The organism is Paenibacillus sp. FSL L8-0470 (assembly GCF_038008625.1).
Lineage (GTDB): Bacteria > Bacillota > Bacilli > Paenibacillales > Paenibacillaceae > Paenibacillus_AQ.
In genome coordinates this window covers 3,113,743-3,131,652 of record NZ_JBBOZM010000001.1, presented here as the reverse complement: position 1 = coordinate 3,131,652, position 17,910 = coordinate 3,113,743, and the positions used below count along the sequence as shown (strand labels likewise).

At 48.1% G+C, this 17,910-nt stretch carries 16 protein-coding genes; 5 read left to right on the top strand and 11 right to left on the bottom strand.

Annotation, left to right across the window (positions count from 1 at the left end):
• Window positions 1-194 precede the first annotated feature (194 nt).
• Together helD and NST99_RS14120 are read right to left on the bottom strand one after the other, a co-directional pair.
• Window positions 195-2,546 carry an RNA polymerase recycling motor HelD gene (gene helD, locus NST99_RS14125; RefSeq protein WP_341092512.1) on the bottom strand — a complete coding sequence of 784 codons (2,352 nt, stop codon included), beginning with the start codon at window positions 2,544-2,546 and terminating at the stop codon, window positions 195-197.
• 246 nt (window positions 2,547-2,792) lie between these two features.
• Window positions 2,793-3,824 carry an FUSC family protein gene (locus tag NST99_RS14120; protein ID WP_341092510.1) on the bottom strand — a complete coding sequence of 344 codons (1,032 nt, stop codon included), beginning with the start codon at window positions 3,822-3,824 and terminating at the stop codon, window positions 2,793-2,795.
• A 203-nt stretch (window positions 3,825-4,027) separates the two neighbouring features.
• On the opposite strand from NST99_RS14120, the gene NST99_RS14115 reads away from it, so the two are divergent.
• On the top strand, window positions 4,028-4,498 hold the full coding sequence (locus NST99_RS14115; RefSeq protein WP_341092507.1) for a hypothetical protein: 471 nt from the start codon (window positions 4,028-4,030) through the stop codon (window positions 4,496-4,498).
• Between the two features lie 49 nt (window positions 4,499-4,547).
• On the opposite strand, the gene NST99_RS14110 is transcribed toward NST99_RS14115, so the two are convergent.
• A complete protein-coding gene (locus tag NST99_RS14110; protein WP_341092506.1) occupies window positions 4,548-5,228 on the bottom strand; it encodes a phosphatase PAP2 family protein in 681 nt (226 codons plus the stop codon).
• Between the two features lie 111 nt (window positions 5,229-5,339).
• On the opposite strand from NST99_RS14110, the gene hfq reads away from it, so the two are divergent.
• Window positions 5,340-5,561 (top strand): RNA chaperone Hfq, encoded by a 222-nt coding sequence (gene hfq, locus NST99_RS14105; RefSeq protein WP_038590687.1) that lies wholly within the window; start codon window positions 5,340-5,342, stop codon window positions 5,559-5,561.
• Between the two features lie 138 nt (window positions 5,562-5,699).
• Here hfq and NST99_RS14100 read toward each other — a convergent pair whose 3' ends face one another.
• Complete coding sequence (locus NST99_RS14100) at window positions 5,700-6,809, bottom strand: lactonase family protein (protein WP_341092504.1); 1,110 nt, start codon at window positions 6,807-6,809, stop codon at window positions 5,700-5,702.
• Between the two features lie 223 nt (window positions 6,810-7,032).
• Between NST99_RS14100 and NST99_RS14095 the strand changes: the two genes are divergently transcribed.
• Both NST99_RS14095 and NST99_RS14090 read left to right on the top strand, forming a co-directional pair.
• Window positions 7,033-7,368, top strand: coding sequence for a hypothetical protein (locus NST99_RS14095; protein WP_038590681.1), 336 nt, complete (start codon window positions 7,033-7,035; stop codon window positions 7,366-7,368).
• A gap of 272 nt (window positions 7,369-7,640) precedes the next feature.
• Window positions 7,641-8,852, top strand: coding sequence for a peptidylprolyl isomerase (locus NST99_RS14090; protein WP_341092501.1), 1,212 nt, complete (start codon window positions 7,641-7,643; stop codon window positions 8,850-8,852).
• A gap of 79 nt (window positions 8,853-8,931) precedes the next feature.
• On the opposite strand, the gene NST99_RS14085 is transcribed toward NST99_RS14090, so the two are convergent.
• On the bottom strand, window positions 8,932-9,126 hold the full coding sequence (locus NST99_RS14085) for a DUF2188 domain-containing protein (protein WP_341092499.1): 195 nt from the start codon (window positions 9,124-9,126) through the stop codon (window positions 8,932-8,934).
• Window positions 9,127-9,201: 75 nt separating this feature from the next.
• The gene (locus tag NST99_RS14080; protein WP_341092497.1) at window positions 9,202-9,801 is read right to left on the bottom strand and encodes a nitroreductase family protein; all 600 of its coding nucleotides are present in this window, start codon (window positions 9,799-9,801) and stop codon (window positions 9,202-9,204) included.
• Between the two features lie 381 nt (window positions 9,802-10,182).
• Here NST99_RS14080 and NST99_RS14075 point away from each other — a divergent pair, with 381 nt between their 5' ends.
• Window positions 10,183-11,493: a metallophosphoesterase gene (locus tag NST99_RS14075; RefSeq protein ID WP_341092494.1), complete on the top strand. Its 1,311-nt coding sequence runs from the start codon at window positions 10,183-10,185 to the stop codon at window positions 11,491-11,493.
• Between the two features lie 89 nt (window positions 11,494-11,582).
• Here the strand turns inward: NST99_RS14075 and NST99_RS14070 are convergent, their stop codons facing one another.
• From NST99_RS14070 to chvE, 5 genes are all read right to left on the bottom strand, one after another.
• Window positions 11,583-13,097: a copper amine oxidase N-terminal domain-containing protein gene (locus NST99_RS14070; RefSeq protein ID WP_341092491.1), complete on the bottom strand. Its 1,515-nt coding sequence runs from the start codon at window positions 13,095-13,097 to the stop codon at window positions 11,583-11,585.
• A gap of 93 nt (window positions 13,098-13,190) precedes the next feature.
• Complete coding sequence (locus NST99_RS14065; protein ID WP_341092488.1) at window positions 13,191-13,859, bottom strand: TraX family protein; 669 nt, start codon at window positions 13,857-13,859, stop codon at window positions 13,191-13,193.
• Window positions 13,860-14,027: 168 nt separating this feature from the next.
• Window positions 14,028-15,191 (bottom strand): multiple monosaccharide ABC transporter permease, encoded by a 1,164-nt coding sequence (gene mmsB / locus NST99_RS14060; protein WP_341092486.1) that lies wholly within the window; start codon window positions 15,189-15,191, stop codon window positions 14,028-14,030.
• The gene (mmsA, locus tag NST99_RS14055; RefSeq protein ID WP_341092483.1) at window positions 15,178-16,728 is read right to left on the bottom strand and encodes a multiple monosaccharide ABC transporter ATP-binding protein; all 1,551 of its coding nucleotides are present in this window, start codon (window positions 16,726-16,728) and stop codon (window positions 15,178-15,180) included. Before mmsA ends, mmsB begins: the two co-directional genes overlap by 14 nt.
• A 39-nt stretch (window positions 16,729-16,767) precedes the next feature.
• Window positions 16,768-17,856, bottom strand: coding sequence for a multiple monosaccharide ABC transporter substrate-binding protein (chvE, locus tag NST99_RS14050; RefSeq protein WP_341092481.1), 1,089 nt, complete (start codon window positions 17,854-17,856; stop codon window positions 16,768-16,770).
• Window positions 17,857-17,910 lie beyond the last annotated feature (54 nt).

Sequence of the window (17,910 nt, the reverse complement as noted above, 5' to 3'; positions counted from 1 at the left end):
CCAGTAAGCGGTCAGCCCCTCTGTGAACCAGGCAGCAGCAACACAAACCGCTCCTCCGGCCGCAGCAATGAGCAGACTCGGCAGATTAACCTTTTTCCGCCCATAACGGTCGGACAGGTAACTTTATTGTGGTTTATTAGCAGCCCCGATATGCAACCCAGCAAGTGAAAACGGCCAATATGATGTTATTCAGCTTACAGTGAACCTGCGGTTACAGACTCGCGCACGGCGGCCGGAAGGAAATGATTGGGTGCTCCCAGGCTATAGATATGCAGCAAATGCATCGCCCGGGTACAAGCGGTGTAAAACAGCTTCCGTTCGCTCTCCCTGCCATATCTCTCCGCTGAGCCGTCATAAATAATGACTGCATCAAATTCCACACCCTTGGCTAAGTATGCGGGCAGTACCAGTGTCCCTTTTTGAAAATTAGGCGTCTCCTTTGTCACAAGTCTTACCGGCAGCCTGTTTTGCAGCTCGGCATGTACACGTGCGCTTTCCTCCGCCGTTTTGCAGATAACTGCCACATAGTGATAGCCCTCCGCATGCAGATTAAGAATATCCTGCTCAACCGAGGCAAGCAGCTGCGGCTCACTTTCGACAACAGTAAGCTGTGGTGCTTCCCCACTGCGGTTGAAAGGAACGATCCGCTCGCCCCCTGGAATCATCGCCCGTGTAAACTCAACAATTTCATAAGTCGAACGATAGCTGCGGGTTAGAGAAATCACCTCGGTATTCTCCTCGCCGTAAATGCTTACCAGTCCCGCCAGGTCGCCAAGCACCTCGCCCTGGGCATAAATCGCCTGATTCAGGTCCCCAAGCACCGTCATCTTGGCCCGCGGAAACAGGCGGCGCATAAATTCCAGCTGGAATGGAGAATAATCCTGCACTTCATCCACTATTACATGACGAATTAGCGTATTGGTCCGGAAGCCCTGGCTCAGCTCCTTTAAATATAGAAACGGCGTTGCATCCTCATACGCCAGCCCGTTGGCCCCTACAGATTCCAGCGTCTGTCTGCAAATCTCATCCCAAACCTCCGGCAAAGTATTGCTGTTGTTGAGGGTTTCCATTAGCTCCCGGTCAGTAAACAACCGGCTGTACAGCCCTTTAACATCGACAAACCGCCCCCGCTTGGTCCATCCGCGCAGCGGCTTCAGCCGCTGGCTGACGATATACCGGGCGAGCAGGCTTTTTTCGGTATCGAAATCATCAAAGCTTTCGTTATGGCCGCCACCCTTGCGCCGCATCATTTGGTAAGCACGTTGATATTCACTGGAATCCAGCAGCTCAATCTGGTCTTCGACCCATTGGGCACTCCGCTCCTCCATGCTGAACGCAGCAATCTTCTTGAGCAGCCAGCCTGTCATCAGATCAATCCGGTTCGCCAGCTTGATATTGGAATCATAGCTGTAGAACTGCTGCTCCATCTCATCTTTTCCAACGATCGCCCGGCCCTGGAACATCAGCGGCTTGAATTGCATGCTTTCATGCTCCAGCAGATTCACATAACGGCGGATGGCATCCAGAAAAGCCACTGATGATTTATATCCGATCCCTTCTCTGCGCACTGAGGCTTCCGGTCCGTCAGGTGTATTCAGCAAACTTTCCGTTTGGCTGAATACATCCTCCAGTTGAAATTCGTGGCCCAGCCGGTGCTCCAGATACATCTGGAACGTTGTCTGCTGCATATTTTCTTCACCAAGCTCCGGAAGAACAGTGGAGACATAACTGTTGAACAGCGGATTGGGCGAGAACAGCAGCATTTGATCGGCTTGCAGCACCTCGCGGTATTTATAGAGCAGATAGGCGACCCGCTGCAGAGCTGCTGAGGTTTTACCGCTTCCGGCAGCTCCCTGGACAACCAGCATCCGGCTTTTGTCGTTGCGGATTACCGCATTCTGTTCCTTCTGAATCGTCGCTACAATGCTCTTCATCCGGTCGTCCGCGCTGTGGCTTAGTACCTGTTGAAGCAATTCATCTCCGATGGTTACTCCGGTATCAAACATCACTTCGATAACTCCGTCATCAATTACGAACTGCCGTTTCAGTTCCATCGTACCGCTCACGAGTCCTCCAGGTGTATCATAGACTGCCGGACCGGGTGCACCGTCATAATACAGACTTGAGATTGGGGCCCGCCAATCATAAATCAGGAAGGTGCCGTTATCCTCCATCAGGGAACCAATTCCGAGATAGATCTTCTCTACCTCTCCATTCGGAGTCTCAGTGAAATCAATCCGTCCAAAATAGGGAGACACAACAAGCTTTTTATATTTTTTAAGCGCTTTGCTTGACTGCAGATGATGGCGCTCGCGTTCATTTAATATTTGCGCCTGCTGCCGCAGACTGGTTGAAGTCTCGCCCAGATCATCCGGGCTGCTGAAGTTAACCGTGACCTCTTCCCAGAAATCTTTGCGCATATCCACAACATCGCTGCGGTGCAGACCCAGCTCTTCAGACAACTGCCGGATATGGCCCTTAAGCAGCTTCGTTATACCCGTTACCCGCTCCTGCTCCTCTTTCCACTCGCTATCATGTTTCTCCACTGCATTTCATCCCCTTTGGAAGGTTGACATTTATTTTTACCCATGGTAAAATTATTTTGTATAATTATGCATATTTTACAATATTCATTCAATATCCTATTATTTTAGCAATTCCACCCAACTTTATCAAGTCTTTGAGTCCATTATTATAATTCTTTATGATGTCATAGCCTATTATGTATATGATCCGGTCCTAGGGACCGGATTTTTTGTTTATATAGAGTAAGTATGTCAGATTGAAGCCTGCTAATCTTTTTCATCGGCAGATGCACGGTTGATCTGATCCGCCACTTTATCGAGGCGCTCCAGTTGGTACCCGTAATCATAGATAGCTGCTGCAACAACAGATAACCGCAACTGCCCTAATTTCTCAGCGTCATAGCCCTCAATTGCCTGCTGCAGAAATCTGTCATTGTCCTCACCAAGCGGCTCCGAGTCACTTGAACCCGGCTTCAGCTTGTCCTCGAATTTGAGCAGGATATACTCATGGTATTTAATCAGCTGCTCCAGATGCCTGTCGAACAGCTCATCGGTCCGCTCCGTCCGTTCTGCCTGGAAATAGTGCCGGTCTACAGCCTCCAGCACCTCATACCCCTTCTGCAGGGAGGACAACAGATTTTTGTACATCACCATTTGCCGGGTTTGGCTGTATTTGGCTCTCCGCAGCTGCTTCTGCTCTTCTTCAAACAGTCCATACTTATCTGCCAGCGCTTTAATCGAACCCTCCAGCGCATGTTTCTCGTCGCGGAAGACACTCTCTTTCATCTCATGCGATACTGCAGTCCGCAGCAGCAGCGACAGGCTGGTGAACACGCTCTCGATCTGCTGGATGTACTGCTTACGCGGTTTTGGCGGAAAGACCGTAATATTAATTAAAAATGCCGATACAATTCCTGTGAGCGTAAGCAGAAAGCGGGTCAATGCAAACTGCCACTGCCCCGAAGCTTCCATGACGGAGATTACTGTAACGAGTGTCAGTCCGATCGTATCGGCACGGTTCATCTTCATGCTGATCATAATTACGAGGATACATACCAGCCCAACTGCGATGGGCTCATTGGACAACACCATCCCCCCCAGCAGCGCGATGACTGCCCCCATTGTGCTGGTCTGTATCTGGTCCAGGAAGTAGCGCCATGATCGGTAGATGGAGGGCTGCATGGCAAAGATTGCTGCAATCGCCGCACCTACTGGAGAAGTAAATTGTAACAGTGCAGATAGATAAAGTGCGAGTGTGACAGCCATTCCTGTCTTGAGTATGCGGGCGCCGAAGGCCAAAATCATCCCTCCTTACTATTTTATTAACATCTTGTATGTATATCCTGCAGAACTTCAGTCAATTTCTAATAGGGTACAACCACTATTACCCATGGAGAAGGCCGGCGAATTTTTAGTATGGCTTAAGCTGGCTTTCAGAATTCTTTCAGCTTCCGGGGAATACTGTGTACTGCAGTACCTATAACGATCACAAGAGGTGAATCATGAGCAACAACATTAAAAGAATAACAGCCTTTGCCGCAGCCGTGATGCTCAGTCTGGCTCCAGCTGCTGCATTTGCAGACAACGCTGCCGGAAGCACACCTTCACCTGCACCGGACAGCATTCATGCGGGAAAAGAACATTCCTCCCATCCACATCATGTGCGGGGCTTTAAAGCCGGAGGTTATTTTATTCTGAATGAATCGGCCAAGCTGCTTGAGATCGACCGTACAGAATTGATCCGCAGTTTGAAAAGCGGTAAAACCCTCTACATGCTGGCTAAGGAGAAAAAGGGCTGGACCGAGGAACAATATATTCAAAAACTGAGCGAGGCCGCCAGCCTGAAGCTGGATGAGTCCATCAAAGACGGGCAATTGACATCCGACGAAGTCCAGAAGCTAAAAGCCGGACTGCCTGCTTTGCTGAAGCTGAGCATTGCCAATGCGTCAAGTGCACATCAAGCCAAACCCTAATCGTCCAAAAAAGGAAAACCACCAAACATCAAGCGGATACAACGCAGGTCTACCTGCGGGTATCCGCTTGATTATTTGTTACGGCAGATTTGCGCTGTCGTGAATTCCGGTAGGCTTCAAATATACCGATGGACAGCATCAGCCACGCACCGCTTGCAGTATACCCTCCGATCACATCACTCGGATAATGCACACCCAGATAAATCCGGCTCCACCCGATGCCGCCTGTCATCAGAACCGTAAAACAAATCAGTAAAAACCGTTCACGGTGCCGCCGCAAATGCCGCCAGAGCAAATAGGCGATCACACCATATAAGGAAAAGGCACCCATGGAATGCCCGCTGGGAAAGCTGTATCCCGCCTGCTCAATCAACCGGTGAATATTGGGGCGTTCCCGGTGAAACCACAGTTTCATCATTGTATTCAGCAGCTGCGAACCTAATGCAACCCAGAGGAACAAAATCAGCTCCAACCGGTGCTTCAGCAGAAAGAATAGCAACGCCATCGTCAACAGTGAGATGCCGATCGCCAGACTGGAGGAACCCACCAGTGACAATCCTTTAGCCAGCGAAGTAAGTGCAGGAGATTCTGCAGATTGGACAATATGAATAATATAGGTATCAAAGGAAGCCGTCTTGTTCAGGAATACAAGCGTCGCAATCACACTGAATCCTAACAAAAACCATAAAAACCGGCGAAAACCTCTGGACCAGTACTGATAATAAAGCATAACTACCTCCTTGTCTAATTCAGCGCCATCCACCACATTTCCAGGAAGAGTCTTTCCCGTGTTATAATTGGCCTGGAAGTCAATTCATAAAAAAGATGGAGTGCTGCCAAAGTGGAAAGTCTAAAATTACAGGAACGTTTGTTGAACCAATGTATTTCAACAAAGGTCCCCGTGACGATTTTTACAACCAACGGAGTTAAAATGCAGGGAATTGTGACCTCATACGACGCTTACACGATCACCTTGCACGGACAGGGTGACGGCAGGCAAAATGTGCTCTTTAAATCGGCAGTTTCCACGGTTGTGCCGCTTAAGCCCGTCTCACTTAAATAACAAGCCATTTTACATCCCCACTAACCACCATTACGTTACAGCCTTAATTCAAAAGGAACACCGGAGCAATTCCCCGGTGTTCCTTTTGTCGGATTTAACCCGAATGAAGTCCACGTAACCGCTCTGTCTTGTGATAACTTACGAGATGAAGAATACAGCAGGCTTAACACATACCGGCTTTGACACCTCTGCTGTATTGCCTGTGAAGCTAAGGCGCCCGCTGGCAGGATCGAGGGAAAATACCACCAGATTGTTCCCGTCACGATTGGCAACAATCAGAAATGCTCCGTCAGGGGTCACAGTAAAGTGGCGCGGATGGCCGCCGCGTGTAGACACATGCTCTACCCACGTAAGCGCAGCCGATTCGGCATCCACAGCATAGACCACAATACTGTCATGCCCGCGGTTGGAGCCGTAAAGGTAACGGCCGTCCGGTGACAAAGATATTTCAGCGCAAGTGTTCTCCCCCTTATAATCCGCTGGCAGAGTCGGCACAGTTACGACCGTATGCAAGGTTCCCGCAGTGCTGTCATATGTAAACGAAGTAATCGTGGAATCCACTTCATTGATAACATAAGCAGATTTGCCGTCCGGGTGGAAGCTAAAATGCCTTGGACCTGCTCCCTTGTGCAGCGGGGTTTCGTCATGAATCTCGAGCGTCTGCTGCTCCCGGTTGATCCGGTAGGAACGAATCAGATCGAGCCCGAGATCAGCCACAAACAGGAAACGCCCGTCTGGACTGAATACGGACGAATGCGGATGCGGCCGGTCCTGGCGTTCCGGATGCGTTCCATGTCCGGTATGCTGAGCTGTATCCGTAAGCGCCAGCGGCAGCCCTTGCTTATCGAGCGCTACAAGACCGATACTTCCGCCATGGTAACTGCATACAACGATATATTCGTTCTCCAGATCTCTGGAGATATGACAGGTGGTGGTTTGGGTTTTGCCTGCGGCAGGCATCGTTGGAATCCGCTTCAGTTCGGTCAGCTTGCCTGTCTGTGAATCAATGGCGAAGGAGACAACCTCGCCTTCCTTGCCGCCTACCCGATTCCCCTGTTCACCAATGGCATACAGCCGTTGTCCCGAAGCATCAACATTAACAAAGGTGGGATTCGTGATACCTTGCACCGTATTCAGCAGTTCCAGTGTACCCCCTGCCTCCCCGTTGAACTCAAACACCTGAACTCCGCTCTCTTCCGCACTTGCGTAGGAGCCAGTAAACAGTAACAGTTTAGTATTCTCATTCATCTCGGTATTCCTCCTCCATGGTTCCATAACTATAGTATCATCTAAACTGCCATTAGTTTTAACGGCAGTCATCTTTATAATTTACAATTTTTCAGCGTCTATGACAAATGCAACGTAAAAAATGACAAAAAACATTTCAAAAATAAGCCTTCTCAAATCAGATTGAATATGATATAATGAAAGCGCTAACATCAACGTACATTTTTATAAAGGGGGAACACGAATGAGCAGCCTGCTGGAAGCCAGAAACGTATATGAGGACTTCGAGGTGGAGACGGACATTCTGTTCTTTAAAGTCGGAGATCACGACTTGGTCATTTTTCACGGCAGAAACTACAACATTAAAAAGAGAATGACTGCCGAGCAACTGAATCGTTTATTATCCAATGCCAGCTATTATCATGTGTACGGAGGCTGCTACGTTAATCTGAACAAGATCAGCGCGATTGAGGACGACTGTATCTACTTCGGTGAAATGGGCCTGTACGCCAAAAATGTCCGTGTTCCCAGACGGAAGCAGGAAAGTATTCGACATCTGCTCAGAGGCCTCAGCTCCTAAGCGGATACACTCAGAGATATACGAATACATTCTTATCTCTTCTACATAAACCGGAAGCGCGTGGTGCAACCATGCAACTCCGGTTTTTCCTTTATTTTCTCGCTGAAACGGATTACCATCCTTTTGAGGACGGTATCCGTTTCCACTTGTATTAATGGAATCTTAAAAAGTAAATATACTTTTTTATACTTTCTTAAGGTTTGGAATCCTGATTTCTGGTAAAGTTGTAGAAAGACAGGCAACACCTATATTGAAGGGAGTCATTAATTATAATGGACAAAAGAGATTTGGGCGAAAACGAACACCAGAACAACAATGGAACAACGGAGGAAAGCAACGCTTCCGTAAACAACAATGAAGGGTTAGTCCAAGAGGCAGCATCTACTTCAGCAACCGGTGATGTCAACGGTTCCGAAACACCAGTGTTTAAAACTGCTGAACCCGCTGAGACACCTGTTGTTAGAGAAACTGAAAGAAATGTTCCAGTAATGAACAAAGTGGGCGCTGGAGCTCCTCCACCGTCATCTTCCCCTAAGGCTGGAAAGGGCTGGATGATCGCTTCTATTGTACTTGCAGTTGCGCTTATCATTGTACTTATTAAACCGCCTTTCCAAAAAGAAGACAACAAGACGGCTGTTGCAACCGTTAATGGAACTGACATTACGAAAGCACAGCTTTACGATAAACTGATTGAAGCCGGCGGTGAAGCTACACTGAAGAACCTGATCACAACTACCCTTGTGGATCAGGAAGCTAAGAAAGCCAACGTCACCGTTACCGATGAGGACCTCAATGCGGAGATTGAAGATCTTAAGACTCAGCTCGGCGGTGAAGAGGCCCTGAACGCTGCTTTGTCACAGAGCAATATGACCCTCGATGATCTGAAGAAGCAAATGCCGATGCAAGTGAAAATCCGCAAGCTGATTGAACCAAAAGTAACCGTTACGGAAAAAGATATTTCCGCTTATTATGATGAGAACAAAGCTTCCTTTAATCAGCAAGAAGAAGTCCGGGCTTCCCATATTCTTGTAGCCACCAAAGCGGAAGCTGACTCTATCGTCAAGCAGCTTAAAGAAGGAGCAGATTTTGCCAAGCTGGCCAAAGAGAAGTCTACGGATACTGCTTCCAAAGAGAACGGCGGCGATCTTAACTTCTTCAAACGCGGTGATATGGTTGCTGAATTCTCCGATGTGGCCTTTAAGCTTAAAGTCGGTGAAACCAGCGGTGCAGTAAAGAGTGATTTCGGCTACCACATTATCAAGGTAACCGACCGCAAGGAAGCAAAGGAATATACGCTGGAAGAAAAGAAAGCAGAAATCGAAAAGACCCTTAAAGCAAAAAAGGTATCCGAAATGTCAAACACTTGGCTGTCGGAGCTGAATAGCAAAGCAAAGATCACCAACTCGCTCACTGATGCCAAAGAATCTGCACCTCCAGAAACAAGCGCAGAACCTTCAGCAACTGAAGCACCCCCTGCCAAATAAGGCAGTTCGCAATATTTAACAGGACAAGCTTTTTCCACAGAAGAGGACCAGGCGGTTAACCGCCTGGTCCTCTTCCTGTCTAATGATTTTTTTTACGGATCTGCTTATCGTGATTTTCGCCCCACTCTTTAGCTTGGGCTGTAGCAATCGAGATGGCTCGCCTTTCCTCATAACCTTCTTCCAACAGGGCATTGGCTATCTCAATCGCCTTGTTGCGTACAGGCGCCATAAAATTCTTAAGGGAATCCGGGTAATCATCCTTATTCCACGGCATAATGAAAACCTCCTTGATTAGGCTATAGTAACTATTAGCCCGGACAAGGAGGTTCTAAACATCTCTATTGGATGCTTATTTAAGCACTTTTACACGGTCTTCAATCGGTTGGAATTCTTTCTCGCCCGGAGCAGTAGCGATTTTGCCAAACGGCATTTGGGCGATCAGCTTCCATTCTGCAGGAATGTCAAAGGTTGTTTTCACTTCATCGTCAATTAGCGGATTGTAGTGCTGCAGTGACGCGCCTAGGCCTGCTTCTGCGAATGCTGTCCATACCACAAACTGCAGAATCCCGGAAGACTGGTTAGACCAAACCGGGAAATTATCGGCGTACAGGGCAAAATTCTCCTGCAGGCTCTTTACCACTGTTTGATCTTCGAAGAACAATACAGAACCATAGCCGGCTTTGAAGGAAGCCAATTTTTGAGCGGTGCCTTCAAACTGTTCTGCCGGAACAATCTTACGCAGTGTTTCAGTAGTAATATCCCATAGTTTATCATGTTTGTCGCCCAGAAGAACCACTGCTCTGGAGCTTTGGGAATTAAATGAAGTTGGGCTATGTAATACCGCCGCTTCAACGATCTCTTTGATTTGTGTATCGGAGATCGGGGTTTCTTTGCTCAGTGCATATATGGAACGTCTTTCTTTTACTGCTTCCAGAAAATTTTTAGACATAAAATAACTACCTCCGTTTGTTTAGTAACTAACTTTTCTAAATCATAACACTTTTATTCCACGAATACAATACTATTTCACAACTTTATCCTGCTTCTTCTCTTTTCACCAACACTTATTGTCGCAGGAATCCCTTTATTTATACCCTCTCCACTATTTTTCTATAATCAACTGTACAAGTTTCGAAACATCGCCTTACTTTCCGATATACAATTCCGCTAGAAATAAGCTACAATAATTCAGCAAAAGTGCAGAAGGAAGGTTTCAACCATGAAATTATTGTCTCTGAAGTACCCCTTTCACCTAAAAAACACTACGACTTGGGCCTTATCTATATTGCTGGCAGCGTCTTTAGGCCTCAGCGGATGCAAAGACACAAAATTGCCACCATCTTCAACCTCCGCTCCGGCTTCTTCAGAACAAAGTACGGAACCGGTATCCTTTTGGGTGGCTACCGATACCCACTACCTGGATAAAGCGCTGGAAGATGGCGGAACAGCTTTTCAGTCCTATGTGAGCGGCGGCGACGGCAAAATGCTGCCTTACAGCGATGAGCTTGCGGAAGCTCTGATCTATGATGTGCAGCAGAAGAAACCGAAATTTCTTGTTCTCAGCGGCGATCTGACCAATAATGGCGAAGCAAGCAGCCATAAGGAGCTTGCAGAGAAGCTCAAACGTATTGAGAACATGGGTACCTCTGTGTATGTTATTCCCGGTAATCATGATCTGTTCAACCCTTGGGCGAGATCCTTTGAAGGGGAAAAGCAGCTTGTTGCAGAGCATATCACTGATAAAGACTTTACCGGAATGTACGGAGACTTCGGATATAACGAAGCCTTATCCCGGGACAAGAACAGCCTGAGTTATTTCGTAAAGGCTGCGCCGGAACTATATCTGCTGATGATTGACAGCAGTCAATACAACAACAACGAGAAATACGGCTTTCCGCAAACTGACGGGCGTATTCTTCCAGGTACGTTCTCCTGGATGGATGACTGTGTAAAGCTGGCGGCTGAGCAGCATGCTTCGATCATTACGGTGATGCACCATAACCTGCTGAGCCACACCTCGATGTCCGTTTCAGGCTTCAAGCTGAACAACAGCCAGGAAGCAATGAAGATGCTGCGCCGCAGCGGGCTGAATCTGGTACTGTCCGGGCATATTCATATGCAGGATATCCGCCGTGATCCACCCGTAAGTGAAGAGAATAAGGCAGCTTCTCAAGCATTGCCGGTATATGATATCGCTACAAGTGCTATGGCAGTGAATCCCCATCAATATGGAGCTATGACCTTTGATCCAAGCTCCCGCGCTGTAACCTATCATACGGCTGCTGTTGATGTGGAGGGTTGGGCCGCTGCATCTGGAATTAACGATCCCCATCTGCTAAACTTTAAGACATATGCAGAAGAAACTTTTGCCGGATCATCCTACACTAAGGCGATGAATAAGCTCAAAGAAACATCCTTTACCGAAGCAGAAAAGCAGTCGATGGCTGAGGTAATGGCCAAATTAAATGTGAATTACTTTGCAGGAACAGCAGCCAGTTCGATTGATGAGATTAAAGCCATGCCGGGCTACAAACTGTGGGAAGGCATGGAAGGCGGCTTCATGTCCGGCTATATCCGCAGCATGGCCGAGAATCAGGAACAGAGCCATACATCACTTAAGATTGTCCTCACCAAACAATAGGAACCTTGTGCATTTTCACTATAATTCAAAAAGGCCGGAACTCCTATGTACAGGAGCTCCGGCCTTCTCTTCTATTGCTTCACAATTGCTTAAGGACGGTGGATGTCAATATAACCGTACTCATCTACTTTAACAGTAGCATGCAAAGCTTCCGCCAACAGACGGAGTGGCACATAAGCATCACCGTATTCGTCAACGAATACTGGTTCTGAAATCTTCACTGCCTTACCGTTGATCAAGACCTGTGCAGAGCCTACCTTGAACACGACAACGTCACCATACACATCATCGGTAACATTAATCGCCTTGTTCACAGGATCCCATTTCACCACTGCATCCAGATCCTCTGCCAGGTAGCGCAGCGGAACATACGTTGTGCCGTTTTCTACAATCGGATAATAGTAATCATCATCCGGGGCAATCACAATATCTTTGGCTGTAATGCCAAAATCATCCTTCAGCAGTTTGTATACTGCAGAATTCTGATCAAAGCTTCTCAGCGTCTGACCCGGTGTAAGCTGGGTTTCGGAGAGGTCGAGTGCTCCCTCTTTACTGATGGCATCGGCTGTCACAGCTCCATTTACATTCCAGGTCTGGGTTTCTGCTTTAACCGAAATGCTCTGAAGCGGCAGGTCTTCACTAGCCGGAAGTGCTACCTTCAGATCTAGGTTTTGCTTGCGGATATGGAATCCGCTGTCCACGAACAGATCCACTTGCAGTTTTGTATCCTTGCCGAGAATGGTGTTCAGCTCAGGAGTTGACTTATACAGGTTCTTCACCTGATTGTCGTACACCAGGAGAAGAGCATCCACCGCCAGCTTGGCGGCATCATGTGCTACTGTTACGACACCTTCTTTGTCATTCAACGGGATATCACCCAGTCCGAAATCGCTCAAGCCTTCTTCCATTCCGGATGCCTTAAGAATCGGGTACAGATAATCATAGAGGCCGCTGATCAGCGCAGTAAATCCTTCCGTATCTTTAGAAACAGATTTCAGGAAGCTTTTCACTAATGCGGGCAGCTCGTCACCTGTAATTTCCGTATGTAGCTTCGTAAGGTTCAATTGCTGACCATATACGGCTTCGTTTACGGAGGATACGTTAATTGCACCAGGGTTCGGAAGATTCTTCACCACAAACGTTGTAAGGAGCTTGGAAATCTCCTGTGCTTTTGTCGGATCAAATCCTTCCACACCTAGTTCTTCTTCATAACTTTCAAGCGGGAAGTAGAACGGCTGCTTTGCCCCTTCCGCTGTAAACACTATGGCTTCTTTATCCATAAACAGTGTGAATGGCACTGTCAATTTCTTATAGCCAACTGATCCGGCAGCAGATACATTGCCGTTGTCCTGCAGTTTTACATGAGCAATATTAACGGAAAAAGAATTGATAAGATCTACCATCTCCTGATCCTCGGCGCTGATTCCAGCGGCAGGTACAGCATTCAAGGAAAAGGTTGTGCTGGATTCAGAAGACTTAACATCCAGATCCCCTAGTAACGCCTTATTGACGTCAAGTCCGCCGACCGTCTGACAGCCCGCCAGAATCAGCAGCAGTGCGAGAATCGGGAGTAACCACTTGGTTCTTGCTTTCATTTTCTTCATAGCATGTCTCCTCTTACGTTTATTTTTGTGATCTATCCATCAACTCAAAATGAGGAAGGATTTGCATAGGGTACGCCATCATTTGGTAACCAGCTATAAAGTTAACAAACCTCGCCAATCTATAGTTACCCAATTCTGGAAAAACAGAATCTTTACCAAGGCGAGCACCGCTAAATGTGCCGGGTAAAAGGACCACCATACCCAGCGCGGAATGCGTTTTTTCTCCAGAAACCCCCATACTCCCGGGGTCAGCGCAATGATCAGCGTAGGCACAATGCTGACCATCTGGACCTGCCAGCCGCTGTAGAACAGGTAAAACCCGTTCAAAACAAAATGGGCCAGAACTAGCCAATAGGAACGCGCGTAGCGGAAAATCAGCACCAGCAACAGACCGTAGGCATTATAATCGAGCGGAAGAACATCCATTAGAAAAACCGCTGCAATTACCACAGGAATGCCAAACCAAAGGCTAGGTAACTTATCCAGGATTACAAGCACAATAGCAGACAGAAGCAGAGTAAATACTACATTCCAGCCCCCGGGATCCAGCGCCAGATTATATGGCACCTGTGCAATCAACGCAATCCAGAGAAGCCGCCGCAGATATCTGGCCCTTGATGATGTATGTATATGCCCTTGCACCAGTCCGTAGCAGTAAATTGGAAAAGCAATTCTCCCTACATACCGCCAGGCAAGCTCTCCCGGAAAAAAAATATAGCCGATATGGTCGATCAGCATAGTCAGCATAGCGATGATTTGCATGTCTATCCTCCTGGTTCATAATCTACATTATATATAGCTACTCATCAAGAAGTCTTTTCTATTGTAAGGTACGGATACAGATATGAACAGCCTCTTCTTTCCAACTATGCCAAAAAGAGCCCTCCCCGCAACGGTTGCGGGAAGGGCTCAATGACAATACATCCTTAACTACGCCGTTTTCGACTTGTTGTAAATATCGAACCCAACGGCCAGAAGAAGCACAAGCCCTTTAATACCCTGCTGCCAATCGACGCCCAGGCCAACCAGGGACATACCATTGTTCATGACGCCCATTACCAGTCCCCCGATGATCGCACCCACCACTGTGCCGATTCCGCCGGAAGCAGAAGCTCCCCCAATGAAACAGGCCGCGATGGCGTCCAGCTCAAAGTTGGTTCCGGCTTTGGGAGTGGCAGAGTTCAGGCGGGCGGCAAATACCAGACCGGACAAGGCTGCAAGTACGCCCATATTGACGAATACCCAGAAGGTGACGCGTTTAGTTTTGACACCGGAGAGGCTGGCCGCTTTTTCGTTGCCGCCCAGCGCATAAATATGCCGGCCCATCGTCATATGATTCATCACAAAGGAGTAGATCGCAATCAGCACAAGCAGGATGACGAGGATATTTGGAATCCCGTTATATTGAGCAATCACGAAGGTGAAAAGGTTGATTACAATCACCAATGCTCCGGCTTTGGCGATGGACAACCAGACCGCAGACTGCTCAAAACCGTATTTCACAGAGATTTTACGGGTTCTGAATTCCTGGTACACCACCAGAACGGAAAGAATGATGCCTACAATAAGGGTCAGCACATTCAGCGAACCGCCGCTCACGATATCGGGGACGAACCCGGAACTGATTTTTTGGAATGTCTTGGGGAACGGGGCAATGGACTGCCCATTCAGTACAATCATCGTCAAGCCGCGAAACAATAACATTCCTGCCAGAGTGACGATAAACGCAGGGATTTTGATATAGGCAACCCAGAAGCCCTGCCAGGCACCAACCAGCGCACCCATCAGCAGTGAAAGAATGACAGCAAGTACCGGATTCAGCTGCATGTCGACCATCATTATCGCTGAAAGCGCCCCGATAAATGCTGCCACTGATCCGACGGACAGGTCGATATGTCCCGTAATGATGACAAGCACCATCCCGATGGCCAGAACCAGAATATAGCTGTTTTGCAGAATCAGATTCGTAACGTTTAGCGGTTTGAGCAAAATGCCGTCGGTGAGGATTTGAAAGAAAATTGAAATAAAGATCAGTGCAATGATCATGCCGTATTGGCGGATATTCTTTTTGAAAATCCCACTAATGACTGCCATGCGGTGTTGCCCCCTTGCTTCGTGTCATGTACTTCATTAACAGCTCCTGCGACGCATCCTGCCGCTCCACTTCGCCGCTGATCCGGCCTTCGCACATCGTATAAATCCTGTCGCACATGCCGATAATTTCCGGCAGCTCGGAAGAAATAACCAGCACTCCCTTACCTTCCGCAGCAAGCCCGTTGATGATTGAGTAAATCTCATATTTCGCACCTACGTCAATGCCTCGTGTAGGTTCATCCAGGATAAGGATATCCGGCTGCGCGTAGATCCATTTGCTGAGCACCACTTTTTGCTGATTCCCGCCGCTGAGATTGACCGTTTTTTGCAAAATGCTTGGCGTCTTGATGTTCAGCTTCCTGCGGTATTCCTCTGCAACGAGCACTTCCTCATTCTCATTAATGACACCCCGGCGGGAAAGCTTCCGCAAATTGCTGAGCGAGATGTTGCGCTTGATATCGTCGATTAGAATAAGCCCGTACTGCTTGCGGTCTTCGGTTACATAAGCCAATCCGCTTTCTATCGCTTTATTGATGTCGTTCAAATGCACTTCCTGTCCATGGATGTAGATCTGGCCACTGATCTTTTTGCCATAGGACTTTCCGAAGACACTCATCGCCAGCTCCGTACGCCCGGCTCCCATAAGTCCGGCAATGCCGACAACTTCCCCGCGGCGGATATGAAGATTGATCCCATGGAGCATTTTGCGGTCAGCCTGTGTAGGGTGATACACTTCCCAGTTACGGAGCTCAAAGATCGTTTCGCCCAAATCCGGTGTCCGCTCGGGATAGCGGTTCGTAAGATCACGTCCGACCATACCTTTGATAATGACATCCTCGGTTACTCCATCCAACTTCATATCCAGTGTCCGGATCGTTTGGCCATCCCGCAAAATCGTTACAGAATCCGCTACCTTCTCGATTTCGTTCAACTTGTGTGAGATGATAATTGAGGAAATCCCCCGTTTTTTCAGTTCCAGGATCAAGTTGAGCAGGTTCTCGCTATCATCCTCATTCAGTGCCGCCGTCGGCTCATCAAGAATGAGCAGCTTCACCTCCTTGGAGAGCGCTTTCGCGATCTCCACGAGCTGCTGCTTGCCGACGCCTATTGTTGATACTCCGGTAAAGGGTGATTCTTTTAAGCCGACAGTCTCCAACAGTTCTTTGGTTTTTACCGTCGTTTCGTTCCAGTTAATCACCCCATGCTTTGCCTGCTCATTGCCGAGAAAGATATTTTCCGAAATAGACAGATACGGAATCAACGCCAGCTCTTGATGAATAATGACTATACCCAGATTTTCACTGTCCTTGATATCCTTGAACTGGCAGACTTGGCCTTCGAATAAAATATCCCCTTCATATGTCCCATGCGGATAGACACCGCTCAGCACTTTCATCAGCGTTGATTTCCCGGCTCCATTCTCCCCGCAAAGCGCATGGATCTCGCCAGCCTTGACCTGCAGATTCACATTCGAGAGCGCTTTGACGCCGGGGAACGTCTTCGTAATGCTGTTCATCTCCAAGATATAGTCACTCATTGCTTTCACCCAGCTTTCAATAGTCACTGTTGCAGCCGATTATTTCCCCAGCTCTTCTTTGGTATAATAGCCGCCATCCACCAGCACTTTATCCACATTGCCTGCATCCACAGAGACTGGCTCCAACAGGTAGGAAGGAACTATTTTTACGCCGTTGTCATAGGTAGTCGTGTCGTTGACCTCTGCCTCTGTGCCTTTCAGTACGCTTTCCGTCATATCTACCGCTTTTTTGGCCAGCTCACGGGTATCTTTAAATACAGTCTGGGTCTGCTCTCCGGCTAAAATCGACTTCACGGAGGCCAGCTCCGCGTCCTGACCGGTGACAACCGGGAGCTTCTTGTCACCTGAGCCATACCCCACACCTTTTAGGGAAGACAGGATTCCAATGCTGATGCCATCATATGGGGAAAGAACGGCATCAAGATTCTCGCTCGCATAATTGGCACTTAGCAGATTATCCATCCGCGCTTGAGCGGCAGCACCGTCCCAGCGTAAGGTAGCGACCTGATCCATCGTGGTCTGTTTGCTGCGGACCACCAGCTTGCCGGAGTCGATGTAAGGCTTCAGAATGGACATTGCGCCATCAAAAAAGAAATAGGCGTTGTTGTCATCCGGTGAACCGCCGAACAATTCAATGTTGAACGGCCCTTTGCCGTCCTTCAGGCCAAGCTTTTCTTCGATATAGGAGCCTTGCAGCACACCGACCTTGAAGTTGTCGAAGGTGGCATAATAATCGACATATTCACTTTTTTTGATCAGGCGGTCGTAGGCGATCACTTTAACGTCTGCATCATGCGCTTTCTGCAGCACATCAGTCAGGGCCTCACCGTCGATAGAAGCGATGACAATTGCTTTTACACCTTTGGTAATCATATTCTCGATCTGCGACACCTGGTTCTCCACGACATCCTCGGCATATTGAAGATCCGTACCATAGCCAAGCTTCTCGAACTCCTTCACCATGTTGTTGCCGTCATTCACCCAGCGCTCCGACGACTTCGTCGGCATAGCAATCCCTACCTTGCCTTTGGAATCATCCGAGCTGCCGCCTGCATTTTTTGTGTTGCCGCAAGCGGACATGATCAATACAACTACCAGTGTCAACATGATCAATGAGAATTTTTTCATTGCTGTATTCCCCCCTGGACTATTCTGTTGCCTTCGCGGGCGTCTCCCGTTTGA